The 23573-nt window shown below is 64.0% G+C and carries 25 protein-coding genes; 10 read left to right on the top strand and 15 right to left on the bottom strand.

Translation table 11 applies throughout. The annotated features are described in order from the left end of the window. Both JQC81_RS27655 and JQC81_RS27660 read right to left on the bottom strand, forming a co-directional pair. Positions 1-748 (bottom strand): HAMP domain-containing protein (locus JQC81_RS27655; RefSeq protein WP_203275010.1); only part of this gene is annotated, 748 nt, incomplete at its 3' end. Between the two features lie 305 nt (positions 749-1053). Then, entirely contained in the window at positions 1054-2853 is a 1800-nt protein-coding gene (locus tag JQC81_RS27660; RefSeq protein ID WP_203275011.1) for an ABC transporter transmembrane domain-containing protein, read from the bottom strand. Between the two features lie 257 nt (positions 2854-3110). Here JQC81_RS27660 and rpmE point away from each other — a divergent pair, with 257 nt between their 5' ends. Then, positions 3111-3350 carry a 50S ribosomal protein L31 gene (rpmE, locus tag JQC81_RS27665; protein ID WP_203275012.1) on the top strand — a complete coding sequence of 80 codons (240 nt, stop codon included), beginning with the start codon at positions 3111-3113 and terminating at the stop codon, positions 3348-3350. 121 nt (positions 3351-3471) lie between these two features. Here rpmE and rcdA read toward each other — a convergent pair whose 3' ends face one another. Then, on the bottom strand, positions 3472-4002 hold the full coding sequence (rcdA, locus tag JQC81_RS27670) for a protease adaptor protein RcdA (RefSeq protein WP_312887597.1): 531 nt from the start codon (positions 4000-4002) through the stop codon (positions 3472-3474). Positions 4003-4367: 365 nt separating this feature from the next. After that, on the bottom strand, positions 4368-4574 hold the full coding sequence (locus JQC81_RS27675) for a DUF1192 domain-containing protein (RefSeq protein ID WP_203275014.1): 207 nt from the start codon (positions 4572-4574) through the stop codon (positions 4368-4370). Positions 4575-4674: 100 nt separating this feature from the next. Between JQC81_RS27675 and JQC81_RS27680 the strand changes: the two genes are divergently transcribed. Both JQC81_RS27680 and JQC81_RS27685 read left to right on the top strand, forming a co-directional pair. Continuing rightward, positions 4675-5673, top strand: a complete 999-nt coding sequence (locus JQC81_RS27680) for an NAD(P)H-quinone oxidoreductase (protein WP_203275015.1) — start codon at positions 4675-4677, stop codon at positions 5671-5673. A 213-nt stretch (positions 5674-5886) separates the two neighbouring features. Next, positions 5887-6606 carry a DUF1013 domain-containing protein gene (locus tag JQC81_RS27685; protein WP_203275016.1) on the top strand — a complete coding sequence of 240 codons (720 nt, stop codon included), beginning with the start codon at positions 5887-5889 and terminating at the stop codon, positions 6604-6606. A 309-nt stretch (positions 6607-6915) separates the two neighbouring features. Here the strand turns inward: JQC81_RS27685 and JQC81_RS27690 are convergent, their stop codons facing one another. Continuing rightward, complete coding sequence (locus tag JQC81_RS27690; RefSeq protein ID WP_203275017.1) at positions 6916-8829, bottom strand: propionyl-CoA synthetase; 1914 nt, start codon at positions 8827-8829, stop codon at positions 6916-6918. 37 nt (positions 8830-8866) lie between these two features. On the opposite strand from JQC81_RS27690, the gene JQC81_RS27695 reads away from it, so the two are divergent. Continuing rightward, entirely contained in the window at positions 8867-9703 is an 837-nt protein-coding gene (locus tag JQC81_RS27695; protein WP_210347293.1) for a sulfite exporter TauE/SafE family protein, read from the top strand. An 87-nt stretch (positions 9704-9790) separates the two neighbouring features. Here JQC81_RS27695 and JQC81_RS27700 read toward each other — a convergent pair whose 3' ends face one another. Continuing rightward, complete coding sequence (locus JQC81_RS27700) at positions 9791-9973, bottom strand: YdcH family protein (protein ID WP_203275018.1); 183 nt, start codon at positions 9971-9973, stop codon at positions 9791-9793. Between the two features lie 299 nt (positions 9974-10272). Between JQC81_RS27700 and JQC81_RS27705 the strand changes: the two genes are divergently transcribed. The 6 genes from JQC81_RS27705 (at position 10273) to JQC81_RS27730 (ending at position 14392) form a co-directional block, all read left to right on the top strand. Next, complete coding sequence (locus JQC81_RS27705; protein ID WP_203275019.1) at positions 10273-10473, top strand: YdcH family protein; 201 nt, start codon at positions 10273-10275, stop codon at positions 10471-10473. A 207-nt stretch (positions 10474-10680) separates the two neighbouring features. Then, complete coding sequence (gene purE / locus JQC81_RS27710; RefSeq protein WP_203275020.1) at positions 10681-11172, top strand: 5-(carboxyamino)imidazole ribonucleotide mutase; 492 nt, start codon at positions 10681-10683, stop codon at positions 11170-11172. Then, positions 11162-12259, top strand: a complete 1098-nt coding sequence (locus tag JQC81_RS27715) for a 5-(carboxyamino)imidazole ribonucleotide synthase (RefSeq protein WP_246520703.1) — start codon at positions 11162-11164, stop codon at positions 12257-12259. The genes purE and JQC81_RS27715 overlap by 11 nt, the downstream gene beginning before the upstream one ends. Positions 12260-12428: 169 nt before the next feature. Beyond that, positions 12429-12659, top strand: coding sequence for a 30S ribosomal protein S21 (gene rpsU, locus JQC81_RS34025; protein WP_009763401.1), 231 nt, complete (start codon positions 12429-12431; stop codon positions 12657-12659). Positions 12660-12883: 224 nt separating this feature from the next. Then, positions 12884-13750, top strand: a complete 867-nt coding sequence (locus tag JQC81_RS27725; protein ID WP_203275021.1) for a tetratricopeptide repeat protein — start codon at positions 12884-12886, stop codon at positions 13748-13750. Positions 13751-13768: 18 nt separating this feature from the next. Beyond that, positions 13769-14392 carry a nucleotidyltransferase family protein gene (locus JQC81_RS27730; RefSeq protein WP_203275022.1) on the top strand — a complete coding sequence of 208 codons (624 nt, stop codon included), beginning with the start codon at positions 13769-13771 and terminating at the stop codon, positions 14390-14392. On the opposite strand, the gene JQC81_RS27735 is transcribed toward JQC81_RS27730, so the two are convergent. The 9 genes from JQC81_RS27735 to JQC81_RS27775 all read right to left on the bottom strand — a co-directional run bounded on the left by JQC81_RS27735 (position 14362) and on the right by JQC81_RS27775 (position 23440). Beyond that, the gene (locus JQC81_RS27735) at positions 14362-14841 is read right to left on the bottom strand and encodes a GNAT family N-acetyltransferase (protein ID WP_203275023.1); all 480 of its coding nucleotides are present in this window, start codon (positions 14839-14841) and stop codon (positions 14362-14364) included. The two genes, JQC81_RS27730 and JQC81_RS27735, sit on opposite strands and share 31 nt — an antisense overlap. A 278-nt stretch (positions 14842-15119) precedes the next feature. Next, positions 15120-16517 (bottom strand): NAD(P)(+) transhydrogenase (Re/Si-specific) subunit beta, encoded by a 1398-nt coding sequence (locus JQC81_RS27740; RefSeq protein ID WP_203275024.1) that lies wholly within the window; start codon positions 16515-16517, stop codon positions 15120-15122. Between the two features lie 4 nt (positions 16518-16521). Further along, the gene (locus JQC81_RS27745; RefSeq protein WP_203275025.1) at positions 16522-16968 is read right to left on the bottom strand and encodes a proton-translocating transhydrogenase family protein; all 447 of its coding nucleotides are present in this window, start codon (positions 16966-16968) and stop codon (positions 16522-16524) included. 20 nt (positions 16969-16988) lie between these two features. Then, the gene (locus JQC81_RS27750; RefSeq protein ID WP_203275026.1) at positions 16989-18125 is read right to left on the bottom strand and encodes a Re/Si-specific NAD(P)(+) transhydrogenase subunit alpha; all 1137 of its coding nucleotides are present in this window, start codon (positions 18123-18125) and stop codon (positions 16989-16991) included. Positions 18126-18197: 72 nt separating this feature from the next. After that, positions 18198-18491, bottom strand: a complete 294-nt coding sequence (locus JQC81_RS27755; RefSeq protein ID WP_036355020.1) for an aa3-type cytochrome c oxidase subunit IV — start codon at positions 18489-18491, stop codon at positions 18198-18200. A gap of 114 nt (positions 18492-18605) precedes the next feature. Beyond that, positions 18606-19823 (bottom strand): glycosyltransferase, encoded by a 1218-nt coding sequence (locus JQC81_RS27760; RefSeq protein WP_203275027.1) that lies wholly within the window; start codon positions 19821-19823, stop codon positions 18606-18608. A gap of 161 nt (positions 19824-19984) precedes the next feature. Continuing rightward, positions 19985-21352 (bottom strand): ABC1 kinase family protein, encoded by a 1368-nt coding sequence (locus JQC81_RS27765; protein ID WP_203275028.1) that lies wholly within the window; start codon positions 21350-21352, stop codon positions 19985-19987. 125 nt (positions 21353-21477) lie between these two features. Next, entirely contained in the window at positions 21478-23220 is a 1743-nt protein-coding gene (locus JQC81_RS27770) for a PQQ-dependent sugar dehydrogenase (protein ID WP_203275029.1), read from the bottom strand. Further along, complete coding sequence (locus JQC81_RS27775) at positions 23207-23440, bottom strand: hypothetical protein (protein ID WP_203275030.1); 234 nt, start codon at positions 23438-23440, stop codon at positions 23207-23209. The genes JQC81_RS27770 and JQC81_RS27775 overlap by 14 nt, the downstream gene beginning before the upstream one ends. Between the last annotated feature and the right edge of the window lie 133 nt (positions 23441-23573).

Consider the following 23573-nt stretch of genomic DNA (forward strand, 5'->3'; position numbering starts at 1 on the left):
CCTCGTCCTTCCGCTCCGTGCCCGTGACGCTCACGTCCAGATCGCCATCAGCCAACCGGCCCATCGCTCCCGTCATCGCACCAAGAGGACGCGCAACGGCGAAGATGACAATGGAACCGAGAAGGGCAATCGCCAGGAGAATGCCGATGGCGGATGAGGCCATGAGGGTTGTGGACGTGGATCCGGCCAGCGCTTCGGCTTCAGCTCCAGCGGCGATGAGGGCCTTCTGGTTAGCATCGACACGCTCGCTCAGGAGGTTCCGGACCTTGATGCGCGCATCACGTCCCTCGCCGTTGGAGATCTGGAGAGCGGCCGCATCCTCATCCTTCACGGCATGGGCAACGCTCTTGTCCAACAGGGTGAAGTAAGTGGAAACAGTCGCCTTGACGGTTTCGTTGATGACGCGCCGTTCTGCCGTGCCGGACAATGCGACGAGTTCATCAGCATGCTGCAGGACGAGCGCCCTGTACTGCTGATACACCTTCTCGGCGCTCTTCATCTTTTCGGAATCGGCCAAGGTATAGAGGATCAGGTTCTTTTCCTGAATGCTCGCTTCGTTCACCTCGGCATTGATCTTGAGGATCGTTGTCAGGCGGGCCGCGTCGACGTCAGCCAGTTCCTTGGTATCCGCCGAGAGAGAATCCAAACCGTTCTTTGCGATCATCACCAGGCCAATTGCAATGGCCACGAAGATCGCTGCCGGGATAGCCAGTTTGACGATCAGCTTGAGATTATTGAGAAAACGCATTGTCTTTCAGAGGCCCGCCCGCATCGCCGCGGGAAGCGCGCGCCCCCACGACGCACAGTATCCAGGCAGAGCGACCATCGATCACAGAAGTGAACGATAGATTAAGTAGAAGCACAAAACTGGGTTGAATATATTCTTTACGAAATAGTACGTATGTAATTGTTCACACGTGAACTTCTTGTATTCACCTGAATACTGATGAACTCGTCCCTTCAGCACCTGACGCAGTCATTGCCTTTCAGTCGGATGGGGGCAGGCGGCCGGATGTCAGACGTCTCAGTAAGAAATCCTGTCGCCGACGCTGCCTACTCCGCAGCCTCGCTGTGCCCCTGCTCTCCGGTGAACTGCAGCCGCGCGAGCCGCGCATAGAGGCCGCTCTGGGCGATCAGGGCCTCGTGGGTTCCCTCCTCGACGATCCGGCCCTGGTCCATGACGAGGATCCGATCGGCGGAGCGCACGGTGGCGAGGCGGTGGGCGATGACCAGCGTGGTGCGGCCTTCCATGAGCCGGTCGAGGGCGCCTTGCACCTTGCGCTCGCTCTCCGCATCCAGTGCGGAGGTGGCCTCGTCGAGGAGCAGGATCGGGGCGTCCTTAAGGATGGCGCGGGCGATGGCGAGGCGCTGGCGCTGGCCGCCGGAGAGCGTCACGCCGCGTTCGCCGATCAGAGTCCGGTAGCCCTGCGGCAGGGCCCGGATGAACCCGTCGGCGGAGGCGAGTTCGGCCGCGCGGCGCACGTCGTCCTCCGTAGCCTCGGGCTTGCCGTACCGGATGTTGTCGAGAACGCTCGTGGCGAAGATCGTCGGCTCCTGCGGCACGAGGGCCATGCGGGCGCGTAAAGCGACGGGATCGGCCTCGTTGATGGGCACCCCATCGACCCAGATCGTACCCCCCTGCGGATCGTAGAAGCGCAGGAGCAGTTGCAGGATCGTGCTCTTGCCGGCGCCCGAAGGTCCCACGATGGCAACCCTTTCGCCGGAACTCACGGTGAGATTCAGGCCATGAAGAGCCCGCTGTTCAGAGCGGGTCGGATAGGCGAAATGCACGTCCTTGAACGCCACCGTGCCCCGCGGCGGGTTCGGCAGGGGCTTCGGGTTGCGTGGTGCTTCGATGGCGGGCTTGGCGGCGAGGATCTCCCCCAATCGCTCCGCCGCGCCGGCGGCTTGCGCGAGTTCGCCATAGACCTCCGAGAGCTGGCCGAGAGAGCTTGCGGCGAAGACCGCGTAGAGCACGAACTGTGACAGCCGCCCGCCCGTCATGGTGCCGGCCAGCACGTCCTGCGCGCCGTACCAGAGCACCGCCACCACGCTGGCCGAAACCAGGAAGAGGCCCGCGCCCGTCAGAAAGGCCCGCATGGTGGTGGAGAGCCGGGCCGCACTGAACGCCTCCTCGGCGGCGGCGGCGAAGTTGGACGCGGTGGCCCGTTCCATGCCGAAGGCCTGCATGGTGCGCACGGCCCCAACGGCTTCCGCCGCATAGGCCGAGGCGTCGGCGAGGCGATCCTGCGCCGCCCGCGACCGCCGCCGCACGGCGCGGCCCGAAAACACGAGCGGCAGGATGATGACCGGGATGGCAAGCAGCACGAGGGCCGAGAGCTTCGGGCTCGTGACGATCATGAGCACCGTTGCGCCCAGAAACAGGAAAAGGTTGCGCAGCGCGATCGAGATGCTGACCCCGAAGGCCGCCTTGACTTGGGTGGTGTCGGCGGTGAGCCGCGAGACGATCTCGCCGCTCTTGGTCTGATCGAAGAAAGCCGGATCGAGGGAGGTCAGGTGCCGGAACACGGCGGAGCGCAGGTCCGCCACCACCCGCTCGCCCAGGGTGATGACGCAGTAATAGCGGAACGCGCTGGCCAGGGCGAGCATGCCCACAACCCCGATCAGGAGGAGGAAATAGGCATTAATGTAGTCGCGGCCCTGGTCCGAGAAGCCGAAATCGATCACCCGGCGAACGGCGATGGGAACGATGAGCGTGGCCGCGGAGGCCAGAATGAGGGCCGCCAGCGCTGCGGCGATCCTGCCCTTGTAAGCGAGACCGTAGGGGATGAGCGGTTTCAGAGCGCTGAGCGCGGCCTTGGAGCGGGACGGGTCGGAGGGCAAATCGGCCATGTCAGCCTTCGTTGACGAAAATTCGCGGGTTGGGCTGTTTCCAATGGCATGGAAGCAAGCCTTTTCTCTTGAGCTGTCTCAATTTCCGGGAGCGAACCGGGCTCACCTCACTGAAAAGTGCTCTGGGACGGTTTAGCACCTTTGCTCCGGCTTGTTTCAACCCCTTAAGTGAGGTATAGGCGCGCATTCATCAATTCAGGCTCGATCTCACATTGCGGGCTGACCAGACTTGGCTGGCCGCGAGAAGGACTATGGCAATGGCGCGCAAAGCAACCGAACATCCCGATTACCACTTCATCAAAGTGGTCCTGACCAACGGCACCGAATATCAGACCCGGTCGACCTACGGCAAAGAGGGCGACACCCTCAACCTCGACATTGACCCGAGCACCCACCCGGCCTGGACCGGCGGTTCGCAGCAGCTGCTCGACCGCGGCGGCCGCGTGTCGCGCTTCAACTCGAAGTTCGCCGGCCTGGGCCTCGGCGCCAAGAAGTAACCGGGCGCCTCGCGCAGGTTGTTTCACCCGGAATACAAAAAGCCCCGCTTCGGCGGGGCTTTTTCGTTGCTGGCAGGACTTCCAGCAACCTCATCCTGAGGAGGCGCGAAGCGCTCTATTCTTACTCCGCCGACCCGAAAACCTTTTGCAGCATGCCCAGCTGGGCGGCCACAGGATTGGCGGAGGCCGTCTGGGGAGCAGATCCTGCCTCGGCGATCAGGCGCTCCAGATGGAGGATCCGGGCGTGGAGGCGGGTCGCGAGGCCGATCAGATCCCGCAGGCGCTCCGGAAGAGCCTCATAGTCTTCGATGCTCGTTTTGGTGTCCGGCGAGTTCAGCCGGACCCTGTTCTTCTCGGTCTGAGCCTGATCGGGGGAGATCTCCCCTTCAGCCACCGCACGCTGCAGCAGGAGCCAGGAGGCGACCTGCATCAGGCGGGTGGTGAGCCGCATGCTCTCGCTGGCATAGACGAGACTCGTCTGGCGCTCCAGGTGACGGGATTCCTCCCGGCCCGGACCGTCCAGATAGGCGGCCGTTTCCTCGATCAGCTCCATGCCTTCCTGGAACAGGGCTCGGAAAGCATCGGACCCCACGAAGCTCTGCCCGAACCGGACAGGATCGACACCAAGCTGGATCACGTCGGGCTCGTTCACGCGTCTCTCCCAAAGACCTGTCCCCCGCCGGGAGCGGAGGGCTGCAACTGATGAGAGGATTATAGGACGGTCCGCGCAGACTTGCCTCGGTAACCTCTTCTTAAGGTTAAGCCGGCGCATCGGGCGGAAAAGCGGTTCCGGTTTTTCGCGCCAAAACCGCGCAAGGTAAAATGCATCGGATGGATCCCAAAAGTGCAGATCCACTTTTTGGTCCGATGCACTAAAAAATTGAGCCGCTCTTGGCGGCTCTTGAAGTCTAACAGGGAAGCGTCAAACAGAGTGGGCCTCTAAGCCACTCGACATCCAGGGAGAGACCTGGATGCCGTATTCATGCTTGAGAATGGTTAATGCGCAGTTAAATGCCCTCAGGCCTGCCCGAGCTTGAAGAAGGCGCTCGCGGCAGCCATGGAGTTTTCCTTCTTGGCCCTCGCCTCCTTGAGGCGGGAAATCTCCCGCTCGAGCATCTCGACACGCTCATCAAGCTCGTCGATGGAGAGCATCGACAGGTCCTGGCCGATTTCGTGTCCGCTGACGATGCGCCGCGGTTCATCGGCGAAAGGATCGAGGGCCATGGCATTCTCCTCTTCAAGGTTGGTCGTGAGGTTAGTTCGACATGTATTCCTTGCCAACGGGGCCTATATCCCGGGAGCTTGTTGACCAAAGGAGGGAAAAATGGGGCAGATTCCGGACATGATGCGCGCCGTCGTCGCGGAAGGAAGCGGCGGACCCGAGGTCCTCAAGGTCGTGCAGCGCCCCGTCCCCCGGCCCGGAGACGGTGAAATCCTGGTGCGCGTGAAGGCGGCGGGCGTGAACCGCCCCGACGTGATCCAGCGCCAGGGCGGCTATCCGCCGCCGCCCGGAGCACCGGATATCCTCGGGCTCGAAGTCGCCGGCGAGGTGGTGGCCGTAGGTCCCAGCGCAGGGCGTTTCTCTGTCGGCGAGCCCGTCATGGCTCTGGTGCCGGGCGGGGGCTATGCGGAATATGCGGTCGTGCACGAGAGCAATGCCCTGCCGGTTCCTCCAGGCCTCTCCTACGAGGAGGCCGGGGCGATTCCGGAAACCTATTTCACCGTCTGGACCAACGTGTTCGACCGGGGCCGCCTCCAGGCCGGCGAGACCTTCCTGGTCCATGGCGGCACCTCGGGCATCGGCACCACGGCGATCCAGCTCGCCAAGGCCTTCGGGACCACGGTCATTGCCACGGCCGGAACCCGGGACAAATGCGACGCCTGCCTGCGTCTCGGGGCCGACGTGGCGGTCAATTACCGAAGCCAGGACTTCGTGGCGGCCGTGAAGGAGGCCACCGGCGGCCGGGGGGCGGACCTGATCCTCGACATGGTGGGCGGCGACTACATCACCCGGAACTACGACGCGGCGGCCCAGGACGGGCGGATCGTGCAGATCGCCTTCCTGCAAAACCCCAAGGTCGAGGTCGATTTCCGCCGGCTCATGGTCAAGCGGCTCACCCACACGGGTTCGACCCTGCGGCCCCGTTCGCCGGCGGAAAAGGCAGTCATCGCCCGCGCGCTCGAGGACAAGGTCTGGCCGCTTCTCGCCCAGGGACGCTGCCGGCCCGTGATGGACTCAACCTTTGCCTTCGAGGACGTGGTCAAGGCCCATGCCCGCATGGACGGGGGCGAGCATATCGGGAAGATCGTCTTGAGGCTCTAGCGACAGGGCGGAGCGTCGGACCGGACAATCTGAAACCAATTTCCCGGTCCGATGCTCAAAAGTTTGCAACATCGCGGCACGATCCCTATAATCACCCCGTTTCCCTCACATCGTGAGACGAGATGCTCCGGTCCGCACCGGTTCGGAGCGCAAGAGAGTTTTGCCGCGCGGCGCCGAAATGTCCGGCGCCCGGCCTGAAGGAGGTTCGCTTACATGTCCCAGGGACCGCTGATGCCGAAGGCGACGGCCGTTTGGCTCGTCGAGAATACATCGCTGTCGTTCGATCAGATCGCCGACTTCTGCAAGCTCCACCCGCTCGAGGTGAAGGGCATTGCCGACGGTGAAGTGGCGGCGGGCATCAAGGGTGCCGACCCCATCAGCATGGGCCAGCTGACCCGCGAAGAGATCGAGAAGGCGCAAGGGGACACGAACCACCGCCTCCGCCTCGCTGAATCCCGCGTGAAGCTGCCGGAGCAGAAGCGCGTCAAGAAGGGTCCGCGCTACACGCCCGTGTCGCGCCGCCACGACCGTCCGAACGCGATCCTCTGGCTCGTGCGCAACCACCCGGAGCTCAAGGACGCGCAGATCATGCGGCTGGTGGGCACCACCAAGACCACGATCCAGCAGGTTCGCGAGCGCACCCACTGGAACTCCGCGAGCCTCACCCCCATGGACCCGGTGACGCTCGGCCTGTGCTCGCAGATCGATCTCGATTTCGAGGTGCAGCGCGCCGCCAAGGACCGTCCGCAGGTAGAAGCCCAGGAGCATGGCGGCACCCTGATGCCGGCGGAAGTCTCCACGGCGCCCGAGCGGCCCGCCGACCCCTTCGCCGACATGAGCCGCCCGAAGCCGGTCGAGGAAGAGGCCATCGACGTCAACTCCGTCTTCGCCAAGCTCAAGACGCTCAAGCGCGACGACGAAGACGAGGAATAAGGTTCAAGCAAAAGGCCCGGAGCGATCCGGGCCTTTTCGTTTGTGCCCTGTGGTCATCCCGGACGAAGCGCAGCGCAGATCCAGTATCGCGTAAACCAGTCTAGCATTGTCATCCCGGGGCTGCGGAGCAGAGCCCGGGATCCATAACCGCTGACGATGCAGCAAGAGGCGCAACGCGGTTCGCCCTATTCTGAGATGTCGGCATTTATGGATCCCCGCCTGCGCGGGGATGACAGCGTTGAGCTTCCGGCGCTCTATTCCGCCCCTGATCCCGGATCGGTTTCGCCGTCCGGGATGACGCCTGCAGCCTTACCCCGTCACTCCCCTCGCCTTCAGCACCTCCCCGATCTCCTCCAAGATGATCGGATCATCGATGGTGGCCGGCGTGGTCCAGGGATCGCCGTCGGCGATTTTCTTCATGGTGCCGCGCAGGATCTTGCCGGAGCGGGTCTTGGGCAGCCGCGGCACGGTGATGGCGAGCTTGAAGGCGGCCACAGGCCCGATCTTTTCGCGCACGAGGCCAATGAGATCCTTCTCAATCTCCTCAGGGGTCTTCTGCACGCCGGATTTCAGCACCACGAAGCCGCAGGGCACTTCGCCCTTGAGCGCATCCTTCACGCCGATGACGGCGCATTCGGCAACCGCCGGATGGGAGGCCAGGACCTCCTCCATGCCGCCGGTCGAGAGGCGGTGGCCCGCCACGTTGATGATGTCGTCCGTGCGGCCCATCACCCAGACATAGCCGTCCTCGTCGATGTAGCCCGCATCCGAGGTGTTGTAGTAGCCGGGATAGACGGAAAGATAGGCGTCCCGGAACCGCTCTTCCGCCTGCCAGAGGGTCGGCAGGGCGCCGGGCGGGAGCGGCAGCTTGATGACGATGGCGCCCATGGTGCTGGGCGCGACAGGCTTGCCGCCCTCGTCCAGCACCTCAACCGTGTAGCCCGGCAAAGGCACCGTGGGCGAACCGTGCTTGACCGGAAGCGCGCCTAAACCCAGCGGATTGCCGACCACCGGCCAGCCGGTCTCCGTCTGCCACCAATGGTCGATGACCGGAACCTGCAGGATGTCTTCGGCCCATTTCACTGTGTCGGGATCGGCCCGCTCGCCGGCAAGGAACAGGGCGCGGAAGGCCGAGAGATCGTACTGCTTCAGGAGCGCCGCACCGGGATCCTCCTTCTTGATCGCCCGGAAGGCAGTCGGCGCGGTGAACAGGGTCACGACCCCGTGGTCGGCGATCACCCGCCAATAGGCCCCGGCATCGGGCGTGCCCACGGGCTTGCCCTCGTAGAGGATCGCCGTGCAGCCATGGAGCAGCGGGCCGTAGACGATGTAGGAATGGCCGACCACCCAGCCCACGTCGGAAGCCGCCCAGAACACCTCGCCCGGTTGAACGCCGAAGAAGTTCCCCATGGACCATTTCAGCGCGACCATGTAGCCGCCGTTGTCGCGCACGACGCCTTTGGGTTTTCCGGTCGTGCCCGAGGTGTAGAGCACGTAGAGCGGATCGGTGGAGGCGACCGGCACGCACTCGGCCTGCTTGCCGGCCTGCCGGGCGTCTGCGACCGCCTTCTGCCAGTCCAGGTCGCGGCCCTCGACAAGGGAGGCCTCGCATTGCGGCCGCTGGTAGACGAGACAGGCATCGGGCTTCGAGGCTGAGAGCGTGATCGCCTCGTCCAGGAGCGGCTTATAGGGGATCGTGCGGGCGCCCTCGATGCCGCAGGAAGCGGAGAGGATCACCTTCGGCTTGGCGTCATCGATGCGGGTGGCGAGTTCCTTCGCGGCAAAGCCGCCGAACACCACCGAGTGGATGGCGCCGATGCGGGCGCAGGCCAGCATGGCGAAGGCCGCCTCCGGGATCATCGGCATGTAAATGACGACGCGGTCACCCTTTTGAACACCCATGTCCTGCAGCACGGCGGCAAGCGTCGCCACCTCGTCGCGCAGCTCGGCATAGGAAATGCTGCGCTTCGAATTCGTCACGGGGCTGTCGTAGGTGATCGCCGCCTGATCGCCGCGGGTCGCCGCATGCCGGTCGACGGCATTGTAGCAGGTGTTGCAGACCGCTCCCGTGAACCACGTGCCATAGGCGCCCAATGTGGCGTCGAAGATCTTGTCGGCTGGCTTGATCCAGTCGATCTCGCGCGCGGCCTCGGCCCAGAACCCTTCCGGATCGGCTTTCCAGCCGGCATAGACCTCATGATAACGGCTTTGGGTCGATGACATGGCGCTTCCCCGTTGCGTTCACGGCATGAGACTTCGAATGGCTGCTGTGGTAGCAGGCGGTTGCGTCGTGGTCAGCGGAGACTTTCGGCGAGTCCTGCTTTCGGCGAGTTCCCGTGTGATTACCGATCCTCTCTTCTATGCCGCGGCGATTCCCGCCGTGACGCTTCTGGGCCTCGCCAAGGGCGGATTCTCGGGCCTGGGGATGCTCTCCCTGCCGCTCATGGCCCTAGTGGTCTCGCCCGTGCAGGCGGCGGCCATCACCCTGCCGATCCTGATCGTGCAGGACGTGGTCTCGGTCTGGGCCTATCGCTACACCTGGGACCGGCGCAACGTGGTCATCCTGGTCGTGGGCGCCATCTCGGGCATTCTCACCGGCTACCTCCTGGCGGCCCAGGTGTCGGACGCGGCGATCAAGCTTGCCGTGGGCCTGATCTCCATCGCCTTCGCGGTCCGCCGCCTGGTGCTGGAGCGCGGAGGACGGGAGCCGAAGGCAACGCCTGCCGACGTGCCGCGCGGCATGTTCTGGGGCTGGGTGACCGGGTTCACCAGCATGATTGCCCATGCGGGCGGCCCGCCCTTCCAGATCTACGTGATGCCGCAGCGCCTGCCGCGGGACGTCCTCGTCGGCACGGGCGCGGTCGTGTTCGCGCTGATCAACTGGATCAAGGTGCCGCCCTATCTGGCGCTGGGCCAGTTCACGGCCGAGAACATGGCGACCGCCGGCGCCCTGTTTCCCGTGGCGATCGCCTCCACCTGGGCGGGAGTGCTTCTGGTGCGGCGCGTCTCCGGCCAGCTCTTCTATACGGCCGTTTATGTGCTTCTGGTCTTCGTGGGAGCCAAGCTCGTCTATGACGGGGCGAATGCGCTTCTCTGAAGCGGCCGCGGAAGAAGCGGCCAAGAAAAAGCCGCCGCTCCTGGATGATGCGACGGCTTCATCAGGGATTGTCGAGGATACGCGCGGCTAGTGCACCGCCGATTCGGAGCTTCTCAGCCGAGAAATCTCATCTTTGAGCTGAAGCTTCTTTCGCTTGAGTTCTGCCAGCCTCATGTCATCTGCGGAGGGTCGGTTGAGGGTGTCCTGGATTTCACGCTCGAGAGCCCGATGCTTCCGTTCCAGTTCCGTCAGGTGATTCTGCAGCGGCATGTCAGTTCCTCCTATGTGTCTCTGACCCGGATATTGTGGCAGCCAGAGTGTGGCGAGTCGAAGGCAAAATTTGCGAAATCGAGAGTAGAAGATGCTCGGGCGATCTTGCTCTCCACAGACCCGCAGAGCATACTTCTGCCCCTCTTGGCCTGGCACTCGAGACGGCTTGGCTCTAGCGCATCGTGCGGAAAAGTGGACCCGGTTTTCCGCACCCAACGATGCGCCGCTTAAGGGATTGAGCATCGGATCAATCCCAAAAGTGGAGACCACTTTTGGGTCCGATGCTTTGGGTATTTTGAATGACCGAATTTGCTGAAATGGAAGCGGAATTGGCCCGCCTCAAGCAGGAACACCGTGATCTCGACATGGCCATCGACGCCCTGGAGAGCATGGTCGCCGGCGACCAGCTGCAGGTTCAGCGCCTGAAGAAGCGCAAACTCGCCCTCAAGGACCAGATCATCCGGCTGGAAGACCAGCTCACCCCCGACATCATCGCCTGAGAATTCCTGCCCCTAAACCTGTATCGCCCTTGCCTGCCAGGGGAGCCTTCGCTATTCGGGCTGGAGGTCCAAGGCCTAAAGCATCGGACCCAAAAGTGGACTTGCACTTTTTGGATCCATCCGATGCTTCCTCTATAATCGAGAGCGTCGTTCGGAGCGGAAAACCGGGTCCACTTTTCCGCACGATGCTCTAGCCGGAGCCACGCCATGGCGGGAACCCCCATTGCCATCATCATGGGCAGCCAGTCCGACTGGGCGACCATGCGCCATGCCGCCGAGACGCTGGCGGCGCTGGGCATTCCTTACGACGCCCGCATCGTTTCCGCCCACCGCACCCCGGACCGGCTCTATGCCTTCGCCAAGAAGGCCAAGGCCGACGGTTTCCAGGTGATCATCGCGGGTGCCGGAGGCGCGGCGCACCTGCCCGGCATGACCGCCGCCATGACCCCCTTGCCTGTCTTCGGCGTGCCCGTGGAATCCAAGGCTCTTTCGGGCCAGGACAGCCTGCTCTCCATCGTGCAGATGCCGGCCGGCATCCCGGTCGGGACCCTGGCGATCGGCCGGGCGGGCGCCGTCAATGCGGCGCTCCTCGCCGCAGCCGTGCTCGCCCTCCACGATCCTGCACTCGCCGAACGCCTCGACGCATGGCGCACGCGCCAGAGCGACAGCGTGGCCGAGCGCCCCTCCGATGAAAGCTGACACGCGCATGATCCGCCCCGGCTGCACCCTCGGCATTCTCGGCGGCGGCCAGCTCGGCCGCATGATCGCCATGGCGGCGGCCCAGCTGGGGCTCAGAACCCATGTCTATGCCCCGGACGAGAACAGCCCTGCCTTCGAGGTGGCGGCCGAGTGCACCATCGCGGCTTACGAGGATGAGGCGAACTTGGTGCGCTTCGCCAAGGCAGTGGACGTGGTCACGTATGAATTCGAGAACGTGCCGAGCGAGACCGCTGCAACCTTGAGCGCCCATACCCTGCTGGCGCCCAATGCCCAGGCCCTGGCCGTGTCGCAGGACCGGTTCCTGGAAAAGAGCTTCATCTCAGGGCTCGGCATCGACGTTGCCCCATTCGCGACCTTCTCGGACGAGGCAGAGCTCGCCGAGGCGCTGGAGCGAATCGGCCGGCCCGCCGTGCTCAAGACCCGGCGCTTCGGCTATGACGGCAAGGGGCAGGTGATGATCCGGCCCGATATCGATCCCGCAGCCGCCTGGGCGGAGATTGGCCGCGCCTCCTCCATCATCGAAGGCTTCGTTCCCTTCGAGCGGGAGGTCTCCGTGGTCGCCGCCCGCACCGCCTCCGGGGCCTTTGCGGCCTACGACCTGTGCGCCAACGAGCACCGCCACCACATTCTGGACACCACCCGGGTCCCCGCGGGCGTCTCGCGGGGCACGGAGGAGCAGGCCGTCCACATTGCCCGCTCCATTGCGGATGCCTTGGATTACGTGGGCGTGCTCGCCGTCGAGATGTTCCTGGTCACGGAAGGCGGGCGCGAGCGCCTCGTGGTGAACGAGATCGCCCCGCGCGTGCACAATTCGGGACACTGGACCCTGGGCGGCGCCGCGACCTCGCAGTTCGAGCAGCATGTGCGGGCCGTCTGCGGCTGGCCGCTCGGCAGCACCGCCCGCCTCGGACGGGTCGAGATGAAGAACTTGATCGGGCACGATGCGGATGCCTGGGAGGAAATCCTGGCCGAACCGGGAGCCCATCTGCACCTCTACGGCAAGGCCGAGGCGCGAGCCGGCCGCAAGATGGGACATGTGACCAGGGTCTTTCCGGAGCGGGACTGAACCTTTTTCGGACCCGGCCGTTGTTTCTCTGGCCCGGCGCTTTTCTTGAGAGGCAACCCTGGACAGGCAAGGCTTCTTCTGATACTGACGCCGGCCAGATAGAGGTGCGCCTGACGCGCCTCCTTTGTTTTTTATCACAATCGAAACGGTTCAAATACGAGGAATTCGCGTGCAGGTTCTTGTCCGGGATAACAACGTCGATCAGGCGCTCCGCGCTCTCAAGAAGAAGATGCAGCGTGAGGGCATCTTCCGCGAGATGAAGCTTCGCGGTCATTACGAGAAGCCGTCTGAGAAGAAGGCCCGCGAGAAGGCTGAGGCCGTTCGTCGCGCCCGCAAGCTGATCCGCAAGCGCATGCAGCGCGAAGGCCTTCTGCCTTCGAAGCCCCGCCCGACCCGCTAAGCTTTTCAGGCCCTCCGGGGCTTGGCCTATCGGTTGTGAACCAGCGCCTTCGCGTCAAGCGGGGCGCTGTTTGCATGTCTGGGCCTTGCTTCCTGCGACCCGATGCTCCGCCTTAGAGGCAAACTCCCCTCCAAAACGCCTTTTTGATGCCTTGTTTCACGGCTGTTAAGGATTTCCCGCCAGAGTGCCGCTTCCTGGTACCGAGTAAGAAGCTGGAGACGAACGTGTTCGCCCCATCGATCCGCCGTTTTGCCCCCTTGAGCCTGACCCTTGTTGCCCTTGGCCTCTCCGCCTGCGGAACGACGAGCAGCGGCCCTGCCCAGCGCATCGCCGTGGTGGAGGAGGACACGCAAGGCACGAGCACGGTCAACATCGCGTCCCTGTCGGACGTGATCCAGCGCAATCCCAACGACCCGAGCGCCTACAACACCCGCGGCGCGGCCTATGCCCGCGTGGGCAACTACAGCAGCGCGATGACCGACTTCACCAAGGCGGTGCAGCTCGATCCGAACTATGCGCCGGCCTATACCAACCGGGCGCTGGCCCTGCGCCAGACGAACCGCAACGACCAGGCGCTCGCCGACTTCTCCCGGGCGATCCAGGCCGATCCGAATTACGGCCCGGCCTATATCGGCCGCGCCAATCTCTACCGGGCGCAGAACCAGTTCCAGGAAGCCCTCAGCGACCTGAACATGGCCACCCGCCTCCTGCCCGAATCGGCCGAGGCTCTTCACTCCCGCGGCCTGCTCTATCAGCGCCAGGGCATGCACCAGCAGGCGATCCTCGACTTCGACGCCACCATCGACCGCAACCCCTTCGTGGGCGCGCCCTATGCGGCCCGCGGCCAGAGCCTCGTGGCGACGAACCAGTACGACAAGGCCATCGAGGACTTCAACGCCGCCCTCAACGTCGATTCCAAGGACGCCAATTCCTGGGCGTGGCGCGGCGTGGCCATGGAGCGCAAGGGTGACCGGAGCCAGGCGCTCGAGAGCTATACGCGGGCACTGTCCATCGACAACAGCAACAGCGTCGCCCGCCAGGGCTCGTCGCGCCTGCAGGGCGGCGGTGTCGCTGGCCTGTTCCGTTCCTAAGCTCTCTGGAGTGGCGGCATGAACCCCGCCCCTCCCCTGCGGACGGTCTCCGACATCGAACGGCTTCTCGAAGCGCATGCAGCCTCGCATGCGCTTCTTGTCTATGTGGAGAGCCTCGGGCTTCCCGATGCCTGGATCGGCGCAGGCTTCATCCGCAACAGCGTCTGGGACGTGCTGCATGGGCGACCCATCGACGTGACACGGCTCGCCGATGTGGACGTGCTGTTCTTCGATCCCCATGACACCGGCAAGGAGCGGGAGGCCGGGATCGAGCGCCGGCTTCGTGCCTTGGCGCCCGGCATCCCCTGGTCGGTGAAGAACCAGGCGCGCATGCACCTGCGCAATGGAGATGCGCCCTACCGCAACACGCTCGATGCCGTCGCCCATTGGGCGGAGACCGCTACCGCTGTCGCGGCGCGATCAACCGGAAGGACGGTGGAGTTGATAGCGCCCTATGGTGCCGGCGACCTCGTGAACCTGATCGTGCGACCGTCTATTGTCTTCGGGCACAAGATCGATGTCTATCGCGAGCGGGTCATGGCAAAGGATTGGCCCGCCCGCTGGCCGAAACTGACGGTGCTGATGGCGTGGGAGGAGGCGTATCCTGCGCCTCACAGCTCCTTCGACAGAACCGACACGTAGGGCGCGAAGCCGAAGGCCCGGTAGGTGCGCTCGGCGCGCTCGTTGGCCATGAGAGCCCCGATGACGAGGCGCTTGTGCCCGGCTTCTTTCGTCAGGCGCTCGGCCTCGTTCAGGAGCAACTGGCCGATGCCCTGCCCACGCCAATTGTTATGCACGATCAGATCGGTGACCGTGCCGTGGTTGCGCACATCGTCGATCACGTAAGCCGCATCCTGGTCGAGGGAGAAGCCCATCGCGGCAACGACGACCCTCTCCGCCTCTGCCAGGACGATGCGGCCATTGCGGCGGGACAGGCGTTGCATCAGCTCATCGTAATATTCCTCGGCCGCCCGATAGTCGCGCCGACGGTCGCCCACGAGATCGGCCTCGAAGACATTGAGCTGGTGGATCAGCTCGACGACGGTGCCCCGGTCGGCAGGAAGAGCGGTGCGAAGGGTGATAGAGGGCATGGAGAGATCCGTCTGGCGCAACAGAAACGGCGTTAAAACAGATTTCGCGTTTTCCGTCACCGTTCCACTGTCATTCCGGGGCGAGCGTTAGCGAGAGCCCGGAATCCATAAACACGACGGCTCAAGAGAAGGCCCTCAGCGTTGGGCCTCGTTCTGCATCATAAGCGGTTATGGATTCCGGGCTCGCCTGCGGCGCCCCGGAATGACAAGGGAGAGGTCGATCCCAAACAAAATGCCCGGCACGAGGCCGGGCATGAAGCGCGTCTCTGACCACCCGACTAGAGGTTCTTCAGAACCTCGTCGACCACCTTCTTGGCGTCGCCGAAGAGCATCATGGTGTTGTCTCGGAAGAACAACTCGTTTTCCACGCCCGCATAGCCCGAGCCCATGCCGCGCTTGATGAACAGCACGGTTTTGGCGCGCTCCACGTCGAGGATCGGCATGCCGAAGATGGGCGAAGCCGGATCGGTCTTGGCCGCCGGGTTGGTCACGTCGTTGGCGCCGATCACGAAGGCCACATCGGCCTGGGCGAACTCGCCGTTGATGTCCTCGAGCTCGAACACTTCGTCGTAGGGCACATTGGCTTCGGCGAGCAGCACGTTCATGTGGCCGGGCATGCGGCCCGCCACCGGGTGGATGGCGTACTTCACCTCGACGCCTTCCGCCTTCAGTTCGTCCGCCATTTCGCGCAGCGCATGCTGCGCCTGCGCCACCGCCATGCCGTAGCCTGGCACGATGATGACCTTGGAGGCGTTCTTCATGATGAAGGCGGCATCGTCCGCCGAGCCCTGCTTCACCGGCCGCGTCTCGACCGCGCCGGCGGCCGCGCCGGCGGTCTCGCCGCCGAATCCGCCGAGGATCACGGAGATGAAGGAGCGGTTCATGCCCTTGCACATGATGTAGGACAGGATCGCGCCCGAGGAGCCCACCAGCGCGCCGGTAATAATGAGCGCGAGGTTGCCCAGCGTGAAGCCGATGCCCGCCGCCGCCCAGCCCGAATAGGAGTTGAGCATCGACACCACCACCGGCATGTCCGCGCCGCCGATGGGAATGATGAGCGTGACGCCGAGCACGAAGGAAACCAGCACGATCAGCCAGAAGGCCGCGTGGCTCTCGGTGCGGATGAAGGCGACGAGCAGCACCAGCAGCAGGAGCCCGAGGCTGATGTTGATGAGGTGACGGCTCGGCAACATGATCGGCTTGCCGGACATGCGGCCGTCAAGCTTCAGAAACGCGATCACGGAGCCGGTGAAGGTAATGGCACCGATGGCGACACCCAGAGCCATCTCGAACAGCGAGCCGCCGTGGATGGTGCCTTTTGCGCCGATGCCGAAGGCCTGGGGTGCATAGAGCGCGCCTGCCGCCACCAGCACGGCGGCCAAGCCCACCAGGGAGTGGAAGGCAGCGACCAACTGCGGCATCGCCGTCATGGGTACGCGTCGGGCGATCACCGCGCCGATGCCGCCGCCGATGGCGAGCCCTAAGATCACCAGCGCCCAGCCGCCGAAGCCGTTCGGCGGCGAGACGAACAGGGTGGTGAGGATCGCGATCCCCATGCCCACCATGCCGTAGAGGTTGCCCTGCCGGGAGGTGGTGGGGTGCGACAGGCCCCTGAGGGCCAGGATGAACAGGACACCCGAAACGAGATAGAGGATCGAGGCTAGATTGGCCGACATCGCCTCACCCCTTCTTGCGGTACATGGCGAGCATGCGCTGGGTCACCAGGAAGCCGCCGAAGATGTTGATGGCCGCCAGGATCAGGCCGATGAAGCCGAGCGCCCGGGCCCAGATCGGCCCTTCGCCGAGGCTGGGGGCCACGTTGACGCCCACCGCCAGGACGGCACCCACCACGATCACCGACGAGATGGCGTTGGTCACCGACATGAGCGGCGTATGCAGCGCCGGCGTCACCTGCCAGACCACGTAATAGCCGACGAAGATCGCCAGCACGAAGATGGCCAGGCGAAACACCGTGGGGTCCACCGCCCCGTGGGTGACGGCCGCGGCCGCGTGGCCTGCCGTGTCGGCCAGCTGATCGGCGATGCTCTGGGCCGATTCAGCGGCGCGGCGGGCGGCCTCGGCCGCCGCTCGGGCCTGCTCGACAGCCTGTTCGGGCGTGAGTGCCATGATGTCCTCCCCTGGACGGTTTAAGCGGTCGGCTGGAAGGCGGTGTGAACGATGGCGCCGTCACGGGTCAGGCAGGTAGCCTTGACCAGCTCGTCGTCCCATTTTACGGCCAGTTCCTTGGTGTCCTTGTTCACCAGCGTCTCGACGAAGGCATAGAGATTCTTCGCGTAGAGGCTGGACGCCGTGGCGGCGAGGCGCCCGGGCACGTTGAGGTGGCCCACGATCTTCACGCCGTTATGGTCCACCACCTGTCCGGCCTGAGCCAGCTCCACATTGCCGCCGCGCTCCACCGCGAGATCCACGATCACCGAGCCCGGCTTCATGGATTCGACCATAGCGCGGGTGATGAGCTTGGGGGCTGGGCGGCCGGGGATCAGGGCCGTGGTGATGACGATGTCCTGCTTGGCGATATGGGATGTGACCAGTTCGGCCTGCTTGGCCCGGTACTCGGCCGACATTTCCTTGGCATAGCCGCCGGCGGTCTCGGCCTGCTTGAACTCCTCGTCCTCGACCGCAATGAACTTGGCGCCTAGGCTCTCCACCTGCTCCTTGGCGGCGGGGCGCACGTCCGTGGCGGTGACCACCGCGCCGAGGCGGCGGGCCGTGGCAACGGCCTGGAGGCCGGCGACGCCCGCGCCCATGACGAAGATGCGGGCCGCCGGCACGGTGCCGGCTGCGGTCATCATCATCGGAATGGCGCGGCCGTATTCGGCCGTGGCATCGATAACGGCCCGGTAGCCCGCGAGATTGGCCTGGGAGGACAGCACGTCCATCACCTGCGCGCGGGTGATGCGGGGCATCAGCTCCATGGAGAAGGCTGAAACTTTGGCGTCGGCCAAGGCCTTGAGAGCGGCGTCCTGGCCGTAGGGATCCATGATGGCGATCACGAGGGCGCCGGGCTTGGCACCGGACAGTTCGCCCTCGGCCGGGCGGCGGACCTTCAGGATGACGTCGGCATCCTTGAGGGCCTCAGCGGCACTCACCGCCATCGAGGCGCCTGCGGCCTCGAACTCGGCATCGGGGATGCCGGCCTTGGCGCCGGCACCGGCCTGGACGACCACGTCCGCGCCGAGCGTTTTGTATTTCTTGACCGTCTCAGGGGTGGCGGAAACACGGGTCTCCGCTCCATCGGTTTCGGAGAGAACGGCAATCCGCATTTTAGCCCCCCTGCGATCTGGTCAACGGCTTGAGATCAAGCTCTTGTCTCGTATGGTGGAAACTCCCGCTGCTCAGTAGAAGACGAGCGCTAGGAGGAGAAGAACGCCAACCGCTGCGGGAGCCCGCACTCCGATGGACGGAGCCATGGCCCCAAGCCCGCCTGCGGCCAGGGAGAGGACGACGCCGAAGATCGCTGTCAGCCAAGCGTGCTTGATGCCGCCGACGGCCAGCGCGAGGACGTGGCAGATGACGACAGCTGTCGCGATTTCAGCAAACTGAATGAATCCGTTGTAGGTCGCTTCATGAGCGCGGCCGTCCATATCCGGACTATAGCCCCCATGCGGCGCATGTTTTGTATCGGCCATGATTCAAAGCCCTGTTTGAGCGTCACGTGTTAATTGCTGCGTTTAACGCATGCGGTGAGGAGCCGCAATCTTTCGAATGGCTCCCGGCGAAAACTTTATCAATGTTTCGTGGAATTATTGGATCCCCAGGAATTCGCGCCATTGGTGCAGGCACACCGTTTCGTAATCGTATTTCGCAACGGCGATTCTCCGGGCCTCTGCGGCCATGGCGGCGGACTTCTCCGTCTGGGCCAGAGTCTCCCGCACCCGCTCAGCCAGGGCCTTCTCGTCGAAGAAGGGGAAGAGACGGCCGTTGACCCCGTCCTGAATGATCTCACGCACCGGCTCCGTGTCGGAGGCCACGATCCGGCATTCGAGCGCCATGGATTCGATGGACGACCAGGACAGCACGAAGGGATAGGTCATGTAGACATGGGCCGAGGAGACCTGCAGCACCTTCACGAACTGGTCGTAGGGCAGGTTTCCGACGAAATGGACCCGGGACCAGTCCACCGGACGCTCGATCCTTGCCTTGAACACGTCGAACCAGGACTGCCCGCCCGGAGCTGAGCCGGAATAGCTGGTGCCCTTGCCGCCGATGATCACCACCCGGAGTTCGGGATCGATGTCGAGCAGGTAGGGCAGGCTCTTGAAGACGATGTGGGCGCCCCGCATCGGCTCGATGTTGCGCGTGACATAGGTCACAACGGGCTTGTTGCGGGTGAGCGGCGGCCCGTCCTGGCCGAGCCTGATCCGGACATTCCGGTCGGGGACGAGGCGCTTCGTGTCGATGCCGTCATGAATGATAGCGAGCCGGTCGCGCAGGTAGTCCGGGAAGGTGTCGCGCTGGTAGCGGGTGGGCGCCACCGCGAGATCGGCGGCATCCAGGGCGCCGAGCTGCATGGAGTTCTTGAGGCGCAGGCGCCAGATCACTTCCTCGTTGGTGACCGGGAACTCGGGATCGAAATCGAGATCCTGCCCCTTGGCATGGTAGTAATACTCGAAATAGGCGACGTGCTTGGCCTTCGGCCAGATGTCTTTCAGGAACAGGTTCTCGCCCCAGCCCGTGTTGACCACGACCACATCCGGCTCGAAGCCCTGCTCAGCGAGAGCCTTGGCCCTGTGAGCGACGCCATAGGCCCGGCGCAGGCGCGGAATCACAGGGGAGTAGCGGTTCTGGAAGCGCGCATCCTCCGGCCCCGGCACCGCATCATAGGAGAAGTACTTCACGCCCGGAATGGAGCATTGCTTGACCATTCCCAGCCCCACGACCTCATGCCCTTCTTCGGCGAAGGATCGGGAAAGGCGCAGGAATTGCCCCGGAAAGTTCTGGTGAACGAAAGCGATCTTCATCGGCTGCCCCCTCAAGCCTTTTGCGAGCCCTGGGGCTCGCAAAAGGCTTCGAGTGTTCTTGTCTGGTCGCATTTTCCACGGCGAACCGGAATCCACTTCGCCTGAAAATGCTCTTACCTACCGTCATGCCCTAAAGCGGAACGGCGAAAGATGCAACCTCATTACATGGGTTTTGGTAAACCGGAAGCCGCCAGGACCTCCCCCTGTCTCCGCTCCAGGTTTTCCAGGGAGAACCGCTCGATCTCGTTCTCGAACAGGTGGTGGTAGTTCAACTCGGCCTTCAGGTGCAGGAAGACCGCGCCCAAGCCCACCGCAGCCCGGTCCATGAACACGAACTCGCGCGGCACCGTGACGGGTCCCTTCTCCTTGAGAGCCTTGTGCACCTCGAAGGCCTGCCGGCGGCCGTATTCCCCGGGCTTGACGCCATCGGCCACAGTGCGGACCCGGTCGTCGAGCAGCGGGGCGTAGATGAAACGGGCCCAGATGTTGAGGATGTCGATCAGCTCGTTCGACAGGCTCTTGAAGCCCCAGGTCTCGTAGGCATGGACGATGCGGGCGCGGTCGTCGGTCAGGAGCCCCCGGTAGAGGTCGACCACGCCGCCGACGAAGCGCGGGTGGAAGATGCGGATGCAGCCGTAATCCAGGAGGTTGATGCCCCGTGCCTCCCCGTCCTCGGAGAAAACCGTGTAATTGCCGAGGTGCGGGTCGCCGTGGATCACGGCCGCATGGCTGAACGGGTGCCACCAGGCCTTGAACATGGCCACCGCCAGCCGGTTGCGGATCTCGACAGGCTCCTCGGTGAAGCCCAAGATCTTCTCGCCTTCGAGCCATTCGAGGGACAGGAGTCGCTTGGTGGACAGTTCGGGATGGACCCGCGGCACCCGGACCTCCTTCACGTCGGACAGGGTCCGGGCATAGAGCGCCGCGTGCTTGGCCTCGCGCTCGTAATCGAGCTCCTCGCGCACCCGCTCGCCGATCTCCTTGGCGATCTCCCGCGTGTCGATGGCCGGGTCCATGCGGCGATGAACGGCGAAAACCCATTCGAGCTGGCTCAGATCCGCCTCCACGGCGGATTGCATGTCCGGATACTGGAGCTTGCAGGCGAGCGCCTCGCCGTCCTTCGTGGTGGCCCGGTGCACCTGGCCCAGGGAGGCGGCGGCCGAGGGGGTGAGATCGAAGGAGCCGAACCGGCTCTGCCATTGCGGCCCCAGCTCCGCCTGCATGCGCCTTTTCACGAAGGCTGCCCCCATGGGCGGCGCCTCGCTCTGGAGCTTCTGCAGCTCGGCGGCGTATTCCGGCGGAATGAGGTCGGGGATGGTGGCGAGCAGCTGCGCCACCTTCATGATCGGCCCTTTCAGGCCGCCGAGGGCCTGCGCCAGCACCGCCGCGTTGGAAGCATCGCGATCATCACCCCCGAACAGGCGCGATCCCGCCATGCGGGCCGCCACTCCGCCCATGTTCGCCCCCACGCGGGCATAACGCGCGGCGCGCGCGGAGAAGCGGTTCGCTTCGCGGTCGGACTCGGCCATATCGTGAGATCTCTTGCTCTGAACGGGAGACCTTAAGATATGTCGTGCAGCGGCGATCGCCAGGGCGTCCTGCCGCGGCGTTTTACCGGCGACGCAGCGAAGCCGGATGCATCAGAAGCATCCGATTACAAAAGGAAATCCCCGGCCTTCAAGCTGCGGACGGCGAGGAGACGGATGGTGCCCTCCGCCTGGAGATCAGCATCGGTGTTCAGGAAAACGCGGGCCTCCGATCCAACCGCCTCATACCGGATCTGACCTGCCGCCGTGAAGCCGCCCTTGCCGATGAAGGAGAAAGCCTGATTACCGTCGCGAAGCGTGTTGGCATCGATCCGTGTCAGATCGAGACGGTCATGGGCTCTCGAGCTGAAGTCGCGCACAACGTCTGCTCGATCGAGAGCAGAACCAACGGTGCCAATGGAGAGCCAGCGAAAAACGTCCGCCTCCTGTCCGCCGGAGAGCCAGTCCTTTCCTGCGCTGCCCCAGATGGTATCCCGGCTGGCCTCTCCATAAAGCCTGTCATCACCGGCATTGCCGGACAGGCTGTCGTTCCCTGCACCGCCCCGCAACGTGTTGTGGCTCGCTGAGCCCCTCAGAACATCATTGAATGCACCACCGAATGCGCCCTGGATGCTTGAGAGACGATCGCCGGACGCCTCGCTGCCGGACTGGGTTGTCTTCGACAGGTCAAGGATCACGCGCCCTGAAGCATCGCGGTAATCGGCATAATCGAAGCCGCTGCCGCCCAACAGAAGATCGGCACCGGCTCCGCCTCTGAGGATATCACTGCCGCTGCCGCCATAAAGCGTGTCGTTCCCACCGCCGCCATAGATCCGGTCGTTCCCGCCCCGGCCGTACAGGATGTCGGCCGCATCCGAGCCGGGATGAGGACCTGATCCAGATTTGAGATCCAAGCGAAAGATCTTGCCCCCGTAATCGACGATATAGAGATTTCCGGACGCATCTTCTCCCATCGACGAAACAGAACCAATCGGACCGCCGCCCACGGAGACGGTCCCGGTCAGATCCGTAAATGTCCACGAACCCGATGACCGTTGCAGAGACCAGATCCTGTGACTGACGAAGTCCGAGAAGAAGTACGTGCCCTGGAAATCCTGCTCGGGTCCTCGGTAGACGTAGCCGCCCGTCACTGACTGGCCGCGATCATGATCATAGGCATGGATCGGGTTCGTATAATTGGGGTATGTTCCGGGGTTGAACGGCCCCTCCGTGACGCTCCATCCGTAATTGGCGCCGGGCCTGCCAAGATTGATCTCCTCGTAGGTGTTCTGGCCTACATCCCCGATATACATCTCACCGGTGTGCCGGTCGAAGCTCACCCGCCACGGATTGCGCAGGCCGGCTGCGTAGATCCCTGTTCCCACCGCGCTGCCGTCTATGCCGGCAATGGATGCGGGGTTGTCGGCCGGCAGGGCATAGTTTCTGACGGGATCGGCGGGGAAGGCATCGGCGTTCACATCGAGCCGGAGAATCTTGCCGAGTTGGTTACCCAGGCTCTGCGAGTTGGCTCCGTTTGCCCCGTCTCCGGTTGCCACATAGAGATAGCCGTCAGGGCCGAAACCGATCCATCCCCCGCGATGGTTCGTGGAGGATGGAAAATCGATGCGATTGATGAGCCGCATGCTGGACGTATCGGCAATCAGCGGGTTGCCTGCCAAGGTCTTGTACTCGCGGATCTCCACGTCGCCACTGGTGTTGCTGAGATAGACATAGAATTTCCGGCTGCTGGCGAAGTCTGGAGCAAAGGCAAGGCCGAGGAGTCCCTGCTCTCCGTCGGTTCGCACATCAGACGACACGTTGAGGAACGAGGTCCCGAGGGTCTGGCCCGTGCTGGTGTCATAGACCTTCACCAGCCCGGACCTTCACCAGCCCGCGCTTTTCAAGGATGAAGAGGTGCCTGGCGTTGCCCGGCGCCGAGGTGAGATACAGGGGGTTCTCCAGGCCGGACACGATCACGCTGGCTGCCATTGTGGCCGGGGTCCTGGCATGAGGATCGTACCCGTAGATCGTGTCTGCGGAACCGGTGCCGGTCAGCCTATCTGCAGCGTGAGTTCCGGTACGAACAGCCATAGGCGACCTCCCGATCTGGCCCCACACCGTTCTCATTATGTAGTGCTTCTGTAATCGGCCGTTGGGTGTCAATCCCCTGAGTGACTGTCCTGTCGCCGAAGTCTTGCTTCTGTTCGGGGTCGGCGCGCGGCCG

It is taken from the genome of Microvirga arabica, from assembly GCF_016811235.1.
Taxonomy (GTDB): domain Bacteria; phylum Pseudomonadota; class Alphaproteobacteria; order Rhizobiales; family Beijerinckiaceae; genus Microvirga; species Microvirga arabica.